Below are 11,853 nucleotides of genomic sequence, written 5' to 3' on the forward strand. Positions count from 1 at the left end.
GATGATCGCCCGCGCATGCTCCTGGTAGGTTTCCTGTATGTCAGGAATTACTCCTCGTGAAACAGGAACCAGCCAGGGGTATCGCGGGCGTAACTCCACGGCCGACCGGGCCCTGGACATCCTGCTGATGTTCAACGACGACCAGCTGGTGCTGCCGGCCACCGAGGTCGCCAAGCACCTCGGCGTGGCTCGCTCCACCGCCTACCGCTACCTGCAGAGCCTCACCTCCAACGGCTTCCTGGAGGAGAGCGAGGGTTCCGGGTTCCGGCTCGGCCCGCGGGTTCTCGACCTCGCCCGTCTGGCCCGCAAGGGGGTGGGCCTGTCCGACCTGGCGCGGCCGGTGATGCGCGCTCTCGTCGAGCGGACCGGGACGCCAGTCCTGCTCACCCGCAGGACGGGCGCGGCCGTGGTCTGCCTGGAACGCGAGGAGGCCAACACGGCACTTCGACTCTCCTATGAACGCGGACAGGTACTGTCGGTCAATGCCGGGGCCGCCGCGCTGGCCCTGCTGGCCTGGGCGCCGGAAGCGGAACTCGACGCCCTGCTGGCCGTCCCGCTCCCCCGCTACACCGACGCGACGCACACCGAGCCTGGCGAGCTGCGTGCACACCTGGCCGAGATCCGCGAGCAGGGCTACGCCGTGGGTCGCGGAGAGCTGGACCCGGACGTCCTGGGTATCGGTGCCCCCGTGTTCGGCGAGAGCGGCACTGTCACCGCCGCCATCAGCCTCGCCGCGCTGTCCCACCGGGTGCCCGACCGGGATGTACCTCGCTACGTCAAAGCTGTTCGGGAAGCCGCGGACGACCTGTCCGCCCAAGTGACACGCCTGAGCGTGGCCTGACGTTCTCCGGCTGCCCGCAGACCAGCACGTCCATGTCAGGCTCCGCATAATCCCGGGATCAACTGACCACCGCCTTCGTGATGCGGCACGGAGGCGGATCCCAAGCCCCCCGCCAGGCTCGATCTGGCGGGGGGGGGCGGCAGCCGCCGGGCACCATAGGGACGGGAAACACCGGCGGCGTTCTCCGGCGAACAGCCGCAGAGCGGCGCGGCCGTGCAGGGGCATGTGTCGGCGTACACATTTACGTGGCCAGCCCTGTACGCGCGACCACCCTCGGCTGCTTGGCCGCCGCATGGTCGGGGCCGGCCGATAGCCGGCCAGCCTCGGGACAGGGCGATCGGTCCAGGGGGCGGAGCCTCATCGCACAGCGACGCCCGTACGGCTCCCCCTTGACGGATCGTCGTGTCCCGCACCCTCAGAAGTCGGGTGGCCCCGGTGTGAAGCCGGAGCCACAAGCCACTCTGTGAAGGGGGCGCAGGACGGTGCGGCAGGTATCAGTCGCCCTGGCTGTTCGCGTGCTTCGGCATACAGAACATCAGTGCCCACATCACCACGAAGGCACCGCCGGCCCACCAGAGCACGCTGGCCGTGGCTATGCAGACCCTCCTGCGGGGCTTCACGTCCCAGGCTGTGGACATGGCCCAGGGCGCCTTCGAGCGGGCCGACGGCCGGGCCGTCCCCCGCGTGCTGGCGTTCACCAAGCTGATCGAGGCCCGCGCTCACGCCCGCCAGCACGACCCCAGGGCCGCCTCCAGGGCTCTGGCCGTCTCGGAAAATCTCCTCGATCAGGCAAAGGACAACAGCGGCGACGAACCCGCATGGATCGACTTCTACACCCACTCCCGCCTCTCGGCGGACGCCGCCGAAATCTTCCGCGACCTGAACAACCTCACGATGGCGCTGGCCTGGAACAAGCAGGCCGCCACCATGGCACCCGGGTCCTACACCCGCTCCGTCGGCATGCGGCTCGCGATCGTCGGCACCGCCCATCTCCAGGCCCGCGATCCCAAACACGCCCCCCAGGCCATCGCCAGCCTGCTGTCCCACCAGCGGTCCGTGGACCTGAGCTCGACACGGCAGAAGTGAACGCAGGCCCCACCAAAGTTCTCGACGTCTCACCGCTTGCCGTGCACGAGCTCGTTAGAACACGCGGTCGCGCCGGATGTGGTGCGGGATGAGGTCGAGGAAGGCGTGCAGCGCCCGCGTCGGCGGATGCGTTGCCGAGGCGACCGCGCTGAGCGTCCAGGACAGACGGGCGTCCGCGAGGGGGACGCAACGCACCGCGTCCCCGGCCGCCTCCGCGAAGTCCGGGGGCAGCAGCGCCACGCCCAGATCGTGCGCCACGTACTCCGCGATCGTGGTGATGTCCGACACCTCGATCAGGACACGCCGCGACAGCTCCGCCTTCGTGAAGGCGTCGTCCACGATCTGGCGTTGTCCGAACCCTATGGGCATGTCGACGAAGGGTTCACCGGCAACGTCCCTCAGCCGCACGCTCTTACGGAGAGCCAGTGGGTGACCGGCAGGAACCAGCAACTGGATGCGGTACCTCTTGACGGCCCTCACTCTGAGGTGTGCGTCCGTGATATCGGCTCCCACGAAGGCCACGTCGACGTGACCTTCCTTGATTTTTTCGATCAGCCCCGCGGTCCCCCGCTGGGAGGTCTCGGTACGCAACCGGACCTCCGGATGGCGCCGATGGAAGTCGCCCGCCAGCGCGGGCACGTCGATGACGGTCAGTCCGCTGAGAACGCCCACGGTGAGGCTGCCGCGCAGCCCCGAGGAGAGCGGCTCCACCGCGGCCCTGGCCCGGTCGAGTGCCTCGATCGCGGTACGCGCCTCGGGCAGGAACGCCGAGCCGGCCTCCGTCAGTCTGACCGATCGTGTGGAGCGGACGAGCAGTTCGGCCCTCAGGTCCTGCTCCAAGGCCTTGATGCCGGCCGAGAGCGTGGACTGTGTGACGTGCAGCTGCTGGGCCGCCCGCGTGAAGTTCAGTTCCTCGGCGGCCGTGATGAAGTACTCCAGTTTTTTCTGATCCACCGATGCCTCATTCATCGAAGTTCCCGATTGGGTGTTCGGAAACATTCGTTGGACACGATAGCCAGCCACGGCGACCGTTGTCCTGCGGGCCACCGCCCCGGCCAGGAAACGTCAGTGAAAGAGGATGACCATGCGAGTACTGCTCACCGGCGGCACCGGCTACATCGAAGCCTCGGTGCTCGACCGGCTCATCTCCAGTGGACACCAGGTGACCGCCGTGGCCCACTCCGCCGAGAAAAGCGATCGGGCTTCGACATGACCATCCCCACCGCACCACCCAGCTCAGGTCGCCGTCCTGGCGGTCCCGGTCCGCAGTCACCGGGACACTCCCGCCCGGCGGCGCCCCGCGGCGGTTCCCTGGCCGTCGCGGCGGCCATCGCCGCCGGAATGGTGGTACCGGTACAGGCCCGGCTCAACGGCGAACTGGGTCACCGCCTCGATGACGGCATCGCCGCGGCGGCGATCAGCTTCGCGGGTGGCTTCGTCCTGTTGTCCCTCATCGCGGTCTTCTCCTCCGGACTGCGTGGCGCGCTGCGCAGACTGGCCGGGGCAGCCCGGGAGGGCCGGCTCCCCCGCCGGTACCTGCTGGCCGGTGTACTCGGCGGCACGTTCGCACTCGCCCAGTCCACCGCGGCGCTGATCACCGGCATCGCCGTGTTCACCGTGTCGGCCATCGCCGGTCAGACCCTCGCCGGTCTGGTCGTGGACGCCCGGGGCATCGGCGGAGGCTTGAGACAACACCCGGGCGCCGCCCGGCTCACGGGAGCCGCCGTCATCCTGGTGGCCGCCGTCGTGTCCGCGGCGCCCCGCTTCGCCGACACTCCGGCGCCCGCCACCATCGCCCTGCCCGCCTTCGCCGCGATCGCCGCCGGCTTCCTGCTCGGCACGCAGCAGGCCCTGAACGGGGCGTCGACCGCCGCGTCGGGCTCACCGCTCGCCGCGACCTGGCTCAACTTCTGCGTCGGAGCGGTGTTTCTCACCGCCGCCTGGGGCGTGAAGGTACTCGTCCAGGGCACGTCGGGGCACCCGCTGCCCACCAGCTGGTGGGTCTACCTCGGCGGCCTGTGCGGCATGGTGTTCATCGGCGTCTCGGCATTCCTCGTGCGCCGGATCGGTGTCCTGCTGCTGAGCATGGCTTCGATCGCGGGACAGCTGGCCGGCTCGATCGCCCTGGACTTCCTCGTCCCCTCCGGCGGCCAGTCCCCCTCCCTCCTCACCGTACTCGGCGCGTTGCTCACCTTCGCCGCCGTCTGGATCGCCTCCCGGCGCCCACGGGCGCGACCGGGTAGTGCCCCACATCCGCTCCCGGACCGGAAGCGGACCTGACCAACCGTCCCCTTCTTTCCCCGCAGACAAGCAACACAGTGCCGCCCGCGGCACGAAAGGAACAACAGGTGTCCCACAACCAGCCGCAGAACAAGGAACGCATCCTGATCAAGGGCGCGTACCTGATGACGCAGGACGACGAGCTCGGCAACTTCGTGGGCGACGTCCTCGTCGCCGACGGCAGGATCAACGAAGTCGGCCGGGACCTGTCCGACGACCTGGCCCGGGTCATCGACGGCACGGGGAACGCCGTGCTGCCCGGCTTCATCGACACCCACCGCCACAACTGGCAGGGGGCGCTGCGCAATCTGGGTCCCGCCTGGACCTATGAGGAGTACCGCAGCAACGTGCAGATCGGCCTCGGCCAGCACTTCGAACCTCGGGATGTCCACGTCGGCAACCTGGCGGCGGATCTGATGTCCCTCGACTCCGGGGTGACGACCGTGCGGGACGAGTCCCACATCAGCAACAGCCCCGAGCATTCGGACGCGGCGATCGCCGCGCACTGGGAGTCGGGCATCCGTGCCGTCTTCGACCACGGCTGGCCGTCGACGGAGGCCGAGCAGTGGCAGTTCGGCAGCAACCGTACACATCCCGCCGACATCCGGCGCATCCGCAACGAGGTGCTGTCCGACGACTCGGCGCGGGTCACGCTGAACGCGATGCTCCGCGGACCGGAGCTGTCCACCCCTGACGTGGCCGAGCTGGACATCCGGCTCGCCCGGGAGCTGGGCCTGCGGATCAGCATGCACGTGGGCCTCGGCGAGTGGGGGGCGGAGCAGCAGGCCATCCGGCAGCTCGCCGAGACGGGGCTGCTGGCCTCCGACATGACGTTCATCCACTGCTGCACGTCGACTGACGAGGAGCTGAGGATGCTGGCCGCGCACGGGGCCACCGCGTCCGTGGCCGGCGCTCTGGAGGTCTTCATGCCGGGCCTCGGCCAGCCTGCCACCAACCGGCTCCTGGCCGCCGGTGTCCGCCCGAGCCTCAGCGTGGACACCGAAACGATCGTGAGCGGTGACATGTTCGGCGTCATGCGGGCAACGCTCGCCTACCAGCAGCTGATCCTCGCCGGCGCTGCCGGACCCATGGACCGGGCCCCCGGACTGCCTACCTTCGACGCCGCCGACCTGCTGTCCTTCGCGACCATCGAGGGCGCACGGGCCGCAGGCATCGACAACCGCACCGGCAGCCTGACAGCCGGCAAGGAGGCCGACCTGATCATGATCCGCCTCGACCACGCCAACATGCTGCCCGCCACGGACGTCGCAGCGACGATCGTCGCGGGCGGCCACGCAGGCAACGTCGACATGGTCGTGGTGGCCGGTGACGTCCTCAAGGAGAACGGTTTACTGAAGGCCGGGGACACCGTCTTCGACGAGGCTGCGGCCTCCCGTGACCGACTGTTCCACGCCGCTGGCCTGCCGCTCCCCGCCTGAGCCGACCGGCCGGCCACACGCGCGAACGCGAACGCTGGCCGACCGACGGATGCGCGCCACGGCGGCGGCCGGCAGAGTCCTTGCCTGGTACAACGACCAGCCCGAGGGGCGGATGCGAGGGCGGTCAGTCTTCCTCAGGATCTCTGCGGAGGTCATCGGCCAGGTGGTCAATACGCGGTGCTGCTGGGCAAGGTGGCTGGCCTGCTTGATGTCGAGGCCGGGTTGGCGGCCATCATCAGTCGCTCCCCGGAGACGTCCTAGATGCCACCTCGGGCCTCGGGCCTCGGGCCTCGGGCCTCGGGCCTCGGGCGACAGGACGATCCAGCGGGCCAGGTGACAGCGTCAACGAAACCGGTTCAGGCGACGGATCCAGACGGCGGTGCCGGGCGGGCAGACTCGGAGGAGGCGCTGTTGCTGCCCCTTCCGCCGCTGGTGGACGACGACAAGGTGCGGCGTCTTCTCGACCCGTCCCCGCGCAGCCAGGCCAGGGAGCCCTTCCTCAACTGTCTTCGTCCGCGCTCTGTCGTGGCTGGCGACAACGGCGTCGAGGTGGTCTGGGCGGAGGGACGCACCCGCGTCTCGTTCGAACCTTGGGGCGACGCACGAGGCCGGCTAGGCCCGGCTAGGCCCCCGCTCGACGCATGGCCTCCCATTGTCCCGACCGGTACTCCCCCGGCCCGGGCCCTCCCTCAGGCGCGCGTCTCCGGTGGCGCGCCGTCCCCATCCCGGTGACGCTGGCTACTGTCCCGGCACCAGTGAGAAGGAGTTCCCCATGCGCGATTCGTCGTGGGCCGTCGTCCCGGCCCTGACCTTGTCGCTACTGTGCGCCGCTCCGGCGGCGGCCGCCGCCGAGCCCCGGGCCACGCACCTTCCGGGCGATGTCACGGCGAACCAGTGCATCCGGGGCGGCGGAATGATCATCATCTCGGCGGACAGCGAGGGAACGGGCCGCCTCAGGGCACGTTGCCAGGGCGGCATCCACAACGGGGAGACAATCACCTGAGTCGGCCGTCTCCGTTTCCCCGCTCCCATGCCTTGAGTCCCAAACGCTGTCGGCGTACACGTGAACGTGGCCCTGGCAGAATGGCCGTCATGAGCCTCGACCCGACCGGTGCCGGCCGCAAACGCTGGACCATGCGCTGGAAGACCGCACTGAACGCCTTCGACGTCACCTTCGACGGCCGCCTCTCAGCGGCCCGTCAGTAACCCCAACTACCCCAGTTACACCGCTCGTTTGACAGACCCCTCCAGAGCTGGGGTGGCGAGGCCGATCGGGGTGGCTTGTGCCTGTCACAGCGTCACCCACCGGATGGGTGCGGGGCTCGACGCGCCGCGCGTCGCATACGTCAAGATCGGCAGCTATCTCACTCAGCCGACCTTGGCGGGCTCCTCCACCCGGGCTCGGGTGCTGGCGAGGCAATAGGCGTCCCCTCCCGGGCATGGGCAGGCCTAGGACCAGCCCGGCTGATCACGGGCGGAGCCAGAGCCGGATCGAGGCGAGGGTGGCGGACCCGCTTCGAAGCGCTAAGGGCCGCCGCCTGACGGCAACGGGCCTCGCAAAGGGCCTTTGCCCACCCGTGTCCCGCCAGGGCTGGCCCCTTCTTCGTTTGCCGCCCACGAGGCGGCCCGCTTCGCGCCTACCCGATGGCTGGCAGGAGGCCTGCGCCGGGCCAGAGTGCGCGCCCGGCTTGGGTCGTGCGCAGGTTCTCAGTGAGTTTCGCCAGGACGGCGGCGCGCTGATCGGGGCCGTGGGTTTCGCGCTGCCCGGTGTCCGGATTGAAGTTGATCACGCAGGCGTGCGGGGCGCTGCACATCAAGGCCCTCTCGAGGGCGGGCAGTCCCAGGCCGAGGGAGTCGCACGAGCCGAAGCGGGCCAGGGTGAGGAGGTCATCCACCACGTTCTCCCAGTGGGCGCTCTGCTCCCATCCGGCACCGCCGTCGAGTTCGTGGGTGAGGGTCGACAGGGGCACGATCTCCCCATCCGTACGCTGTCCTTGGTGGAGGTAGCGGTGCATGCGGGCGCCGTCGGGCTGGCGTACATGAGGGTGCAGCAGCGTGTCGGCCGCGACGATGGTGGTGTTGACCTCGTGCAGGCCGTGCGGCGGGTAGTACGGCTCGTGGGCGAACAGGAAGTGGATCTCTTCAGGCACGGCGTCTCCTTCGACGGGGTGTCATAGGGATCAGTGCGGGTGGGCCGGGCTACGGGCCGTGGTTTCAGCGGTGGCCGCGGGCCCGGGCGTCGGCGAGGTGTTGGCGGTGGCCGATCCGCTCGGTGCGGCGAGGGCGCCCATGGCGCGGTCGGCGTCGTCGGCCTGGCGGGCGAGGTGGTCCAGCAGGCTCTCCAGGGCGAGCCACCTGCAGGTGGTATCGGGGCTGCGGTCGGGGGCCGTGATGATCGTGGCGATCGACCACAGCACGCGGTGGCCGAGCTGGGCCGCATACGCGAGCTCGGGGCAGGGGTGGGATGCGGCGGCGCGCGTGATGCCGGCGTGCTGGGCGGTCAGCCGCTGCAGGTACCCCAGCCCAGGTCCGGCGTCGATGATGCGCACGTAAGCGCGGGCTCGGGCGTCCAGGTGGGCGGGCAGGTGGTCGACGAGCAGCGGCAGCAGGATCGCCAGCGGCAAGCCGACGGCGACGGGAAGGCCGGCATCGATCGCCCAGCTCATGGCGAGCAGGGCGCCGGCCGCGGTCAGCAGGGTTGCGCCGGTGACCGAGCCACCGTGGTCGAGGTAGAGGCGTAAGGGCGGGCGGCGGGTGAGCCAGCGCTGCGCACACCGTGCGCGCAGCGAGCGGCCGGGCGCGCGGATGCCGATCTGCAGGAGATGCTGCGGTGCCCCGTCGGGGGCGGCCGGGCTCCAGCGCAGCCAGCCCCACGCCGTGCGTTCGCTGGCAGGCAGCCGCCTGCGGCCGGGCGGGAGGTGTGTGGTCGATGCGGGGTGGGGTGGCGGGAGAGTCATCGGTGCCTCGATCCGGTGGACGGCGGTGGGAATCTGGGATGTGTACGGGATAGGTCCTGTCGGAGATCAGGTGGCGCAGACGCTGCAGAGGCCATTGCCTGCGGGGTCGGCGCGGCGTGGAGTGGGTCCGGTGCAGGCGGTGCAGGCGGGCCAGTTGAGGCAGGCCGGACAGAGGTCCTGGCCCGGGGCACGGCCGGGGCTGCCGCAGCCGCCGCATTCGACCAGCGCCCGGTGAAAGACCGCGTCGGCTACGGTGCGGCCTGCTGCGGCCGACGGCCCGGGCTCGGTGGGCGGGGCTGTACTGCCTGGCGCGGGGGTGGCCCGTGCCGTGCGCAGGCGAGCGGCGATGATCGCGCCGACTGTGTGGTGCAGCGGCCGGGGCAACGGCCGGTCGGCGATGACGTGGCGTACCTGCTCCGGCGTCCAGCCCGCCTGCAGAAGGTCCTGGACGACGTAACCCTGATCGGTGAGTGCCTGACCGGTGAGCAGCAGATCGGGATGCTGGGCGCCGAGCGACAGGAGCAGCTGCTGGCCAGCGGTGGGCGCCGGGCCGGTGGCCGTGGCGGGAGCTTGTGTCCGTGTCTGGCCCGCTCGCCCTCGCTGCTGGTTCGGTGCGTCGATCTCGCGGGTGCGCGCGTCAGGGACGGACGGATGGACGGAGTTGGTGTTCGGCTTCTTGGTGTTCTTGCTCTTGGTGTTCTTAGGTGTGCGGTTCTCCAGCGCTGGAAAATCCTGCGCGGGAAAAACTGATTCTGGTTGCGACCTGCGGCTTTGCGCTATGGCGGGTGGGGTGGGGGCGTTGTCGCCCAGGAGGTCGTACAGATGGGCCGGGGCGTCGGTGATGGCGTAGATGACCTCGCCGAAGGTGCCGTCCTCGCGGCGCTCGCGCTCACGTGTGAGGTAGCCATACGTCTCCAGCTCTTCAAGACCTGAGCCCACCGCGCTGCGGCCGTCGGGACCGCAGCGCGCGAGCGCGGCCACGGTGATCCGCCACCCGTCGCGGTGTGTCGAGATCAGCCCGAAGATCCCCTTGGCCTTGAACGAGATCCGCTTGTCCCTGAACAGCGCGTTGGCGATCTGCGTGAAGCGATCGCCCGCCATCTCGCCGCGCCGGATCCCGGCGCCGTAGCCGGTCATCGCGGGGTTCCGGCCGGTGTGGCCCGTGTCCGTTCGCGGCGATGGCCGCCGGGCGTGGCCACCGCGGCGGCTGGCCCAGGCCGGTTGAGGAGCAAGGGGTGTGCGTGGTCCATGCTCTGAGACAACCCGGCGGCCCCGACCGGTTTGTCGACCACTGCACCCCGACCACCATCACGAAGGGGTCACAACACGCTCTCCGCACGGTGGTGGACCCGACCACCGGGCCATCGGTTGCATCGAGGTCAGCCCTGCATCGACGGGGGCTCCGTTGTAATGACTGCCGGACACCGTGAGCGAAAGAACAGCGGCGTGATCAACCGCGGGACAGGCGCTGCTTCTCGCGCGTGCGGATCACCTCAGTCAGCACGAGGAGGCCAAAGACCGTGGCGCCGCCGCCGGCTGCCCAGAGGGCCGGGTACTCCCGCGAGGTATCGGCGCCGTCCGGCAAGACGACCTCCCCAGCCTGCACACCCTCGCCGCGGGCATCGACCGTGACCGCGATGCCGTCATCGCCGGCCTCACCCTGCCCTGGAACTCCGGCGTCGTCGAAGGACACGTCAACCGGATCAAGATGCTGAAGCGCCGGATGTTCGGCCGGGCGGGCTTCGATCTCCTTCGCAAGCGCGTCCTGCTCTCGTGAGTCACAGATCAGACCGCGTCGTCGAGGAGCCCGAAGCCTTCCGGGAACCCTTCCAGGAACTCGCGCCGCGCCGGGTCGGACTCGGCTTCAGCCATCGTCCCCAGGAGATCGATGAACTCGCTCCGCTGACCACTCGACAGCTTGCTGACCAGGTGGCCGACGCCCTCCAGGACCTTGACCGCGTCGTCCGGATCCATCTGCTCGTCTTCGCAGCCCTCGATGAACCACAGGAGGTCGACCAAAGCCTCGGCCAAGGCGTGGGTCAGAGACGAGTACACGGGCATCAAGGCGGACTCCCAGCAGGTCACGGCAGCAAGGTTCGGCTATCCCACCACACCCCACTGACATCACACTCCGTCAGACCTCCACGGAACGGAAAGTGAGCCAGAACCCGAGAAATGACGTCAGCGCATGGGACGGCCCGCCGCCTGTGAGGGCGGCGGGCCGTCGAAGCGGGCCAGGTTGACGTCAGCCAGCCTGGGCGGAGTCGAGATGGCGGGTGTCACCGAGGCTGACCACTTGGCGGTTGTGGAAGAAGTCGTCTTCGCGCAGCGTGGTGATGCTGCCGGAGGGGGCCTGGAAACTGGCATAGCCAGCCGACTCGATCGGCATCTTGATCCAGGATGCAAGGACGAAGGTCAGGGAGCCGCCGTGCGTCACGATGATCTGGTGTTCGCAAGGGTTCTGCAGGATCTCGTCCGTGGCCGCGTAGATGCGCTGCGCCCACGCAGCCTTGGTCTCGGAACCCTCCACGCCCTCGTCGTGTTGCATTCGCTCCCCGACAGCCGGCGGGGGGACGAAGCGCCGGTCCAGCCACTCCTGCGGTTTTCCCCCCGCCTCACCGTAGGACTTCTCCCGCAGCCTGCGGTCCAGGATCGGCTTCACGCCGAACAGTTCGGCTACCTCCTCGGCCGTCCGCAGGGTGCGCAGCAGATCCGAGGAGAACAGCTCCACCTCGGCGCCGTCCGGGATCTGGGCCCGCAGCGCCTGGGCGATGGAGACCGCCGCACGGACGCCGGCGGGCGTCAGCTGCGAGTCATGCCATCCGCCGACGACTCCCTCGACGTGATGCGTCGCCTCGGGATGGGTGACGACGTAAAGAGTGCGCATGAGCGCGTGCCCTCCTGTAGGTGGCGTGCTGGACACCGCCGGGCCATGAGCCGGCGGCCCAGCGCGAGACGTCCTGCCCCCACATCTCCTTGCCGACAGCAGGAACGGTGAAGAACGCGGTGACCATGACCGCCACGGCCAGGCAGTTGGCGTAGCTTCCTCGCATTTCAGCAGGTTCAAGTGGGGGCGCTGAGGACCCCGTCGTGCGAGCGGTGGTCGGGGCACACACGGCGGCGTCGCCGTCGGCGCCGTCGCCCGTGTGCGCAGGCGTGTCAGTGTGCGCAGCCGCGTACGCAGTGCGCAGTGAGCTCTTCGGTGCGCCGTCATTGCGCAGTCACCGTGCCAGGGGCCATGGCTCATCGC

General features: G+C 69.7%; 13 protein-coding genes and 1 pseudogene. 7 read left to right on the forward strand and 7 right to left on the reverse strand.

Annotated features, from left to right (window positions below; genetic code table 11):
• Nucleotides 1–37 precede the first annotated feature (37 nt).
• Nucleotides 38–841: an IclR family transcriptional regulator gene (locus tag AB0I94_RS39150; protein WP_363314574.1), complete on the forward strand. Its 804-nt coding sequence runs from the start codon at nt 38–40 to the stop codon at nt 839–841.
• 494 nt (nt 842–1,335) lie between these two features.
• Here AB0I94_RS39150 and AB0I94_RS39155 read toward each other — a convergent pair whose 3' ends face one another.
• Nucleotides 1,336–1,479, reverse strand: a complete 144-nt coding sequence (locus tag AB0I94_RS39155; RefSeq protein ID WP_363314575.1) for a hypothetical protein — start codon at nt 1,477–1,479, stop codon at nt 1,336–1,338.
• Between AB0I94_RS39155 and AB0I94_RS39160 the strand changes: the two genes are divergently transcribed.
• On the forward strand, nt 1,478–1,927 hold the full coding sequence (locus AB0I94_RS39160; RefSeq protein WP_363314576.1) for a hypothetical protein: 450 nt from the start codon (nt 1,478–1,480) through the stop codon (nt 1,925–1,927). The two genes, AB0I94_RS39155 and AB0I94_RS39160, sit on opposite strands and share 2 nt — an antisense overlap.
• A gap of 54 nt (nt 1,928–1,981) precedes the next feature.
• Here AB0I94_RS39160 and AB0I94_RS39165 read toward each other — a convergent pair whose 3' ends face one another.
• The gene (locus AB0I94_RS39165) at nt 1,982–2,881 is read right to left on the reverse strand and encodes a LysR family transcriptional regulator (RefSeq protein WP_363314577.1); all 900 of its coding nucleotides are present in this window, start codon (nt 2,879–2,881) and stop codon (nt 1,982–1,984) included.
• A gap of 130 nt (nt 2,882–3,011) precedes the next feature.
• Here AB0I94_RS39165 and AB0I94_RS39170 point away from each other — a divergent pair, with 130 nt between their 5' ends.
• The 4 genes from AB0I94_RS39170 to AB0I94_RS39185 all read left to right on the forward strand — a co-directional run bounded on the left by AB0I94_RS39170 (nt 3,012) and on the right by AB0I94_RS39185 (nt 6,649).
• Complete coding sequence (locus AB0I94_RS39170; RefSeq protein ID WP_363314578.1) at nt 3,012–3,140, forward strand: NAD-dependent epimerase/dehydratase family protein; 129 nt, start codon at nt 3,012–3,014, stop codon at nt 3,138–3,140.
• A 98-nt stretch (nt 3,141–3,238) separates the two neighbouring features.
• Nucleotides 3,239–4,207, forward strand: a complete 969-nt coding sequence (locus AB0I94_RS39175) for a DMT family transporter (RefSeq protein WP_363314603.1) — start codon at nt 3,239–3,241, stop codon at nt 4,205–4,207.
• Nucleotides 4,208–4,275: 68 nt separating this feature from the next.
• Entirely contained in the window at nt 4,276–5,646 is a 1,371-nt protein-coding gene (locus AB0I94_RS39180; RefSeq protein WP_363314579.1) for an amidohydrolase family protein, read from the forward strand.
• Between the two features lie 772 nt (nt 5,647–6,418).
• Nucleotides 6,419–6,649 carry a hypothetical protein gene (locus tag AB0I94_RS39185; RefSeq protein ID WP_363314580.1) on the forward strand — a complete coding sequence of 77 codons (231 nt, stop codon included), beginning with the start codon at nt 6,419–6,421 and terminating at the stop codon, nt 6,647–6,649.
• A gap of 634 nt (nt 6,650–7,283) precedes the next feature.
• Here the strand turns inward: AB0I94_RS39185 and AB0I94_RS39190 are convergent.
• From AB0I94_RS39190 to AB0I94_RS39200, 3 genes are all read right to left on the reverse strand, one after another.
• Nucleotides 7,284–7,796 carry a hypothetical protein gene (locus tag AB0I94_RS39190; RefSeq protein WP_363314581.1) on the reverse strand — a complete coding sequence of 171 codons (513 nt, stop codon included), beginning with the start codon at nt 7,794–7,796 and terminating at the stop codon, nt 7,284–7,286.
• 30 nt (nt 7,797–7,826) lie between these two features.
• Entirely contained in the window at nt 7,827–8,603 is a 777-nt protein-coding gene (locus AB0I94_RS39195) for a hypothetical protein (protein ID WP_363314582.1), read from the reverse strand.
• Between the two features lie 66 nt (nt 8,604–8,669).
• A complete protein-coding gene (locus tag AB0I94_RS39200; RefSeq protein ID WP_363314583.1) occupies nt 8,670–9,740 on the reverse strand; it encodes a hypothetical protein in 1,071 nt (356 codons plus the stop codon).
• Nucleotides 9,741–10,173: 433 nt separating this feature from the next.
• Here AB0I94_RS39200 and AB0I94_RS39205 point away from each other — a divergent pair.
• Nucleotides 10,174–10,380 (forward strand): annotated as a pseudogene (locus tag AB0I94_RS39205) (transposase); the annotation flags it as partial.
• 8 nt (nt 10,381–10,388) lie between these two features.
• Here the strand turns inward: AB0I94_RS39205 and AB0I94_RS39210 are convergent.
• Nucleotides 10,389–10,664, reverse strand: coding sequence for a hypothetical protein (locus AB0I94_RS39210; protein WP_363314584.1), 276 nt, complete (start codon nt 10,662–10,664; stop codon nt 10,389–10,391).
• Nucleotides 10,665–10,848: 184 nt separating this feature from the next.
• Nucleotides 10,849–11,490: a histidine phosphatase family protein gene (locus AB0I94_RS39215; RefSeq protein ID WP_363314585.1), complete on the reverse strand. Its 642-nt coding sequence runs from the start codon at nt 11,488–11,490 to the stop codon at nt 10,849–10,851.
• Between the last annotated feature and the right edge of the window lie 363 nt (nt 11,491–11,853).

Source organism: Streptomyces sp. NPDC050147, assembly GCF_040660195.1.
In the GTDB taxonomy this organism is placed as follows: domain Bacteria; phylum Actinomycetota; class Actinomycetes; order Streptomycetales; family Streptomycetaceae; genus Streptomyces.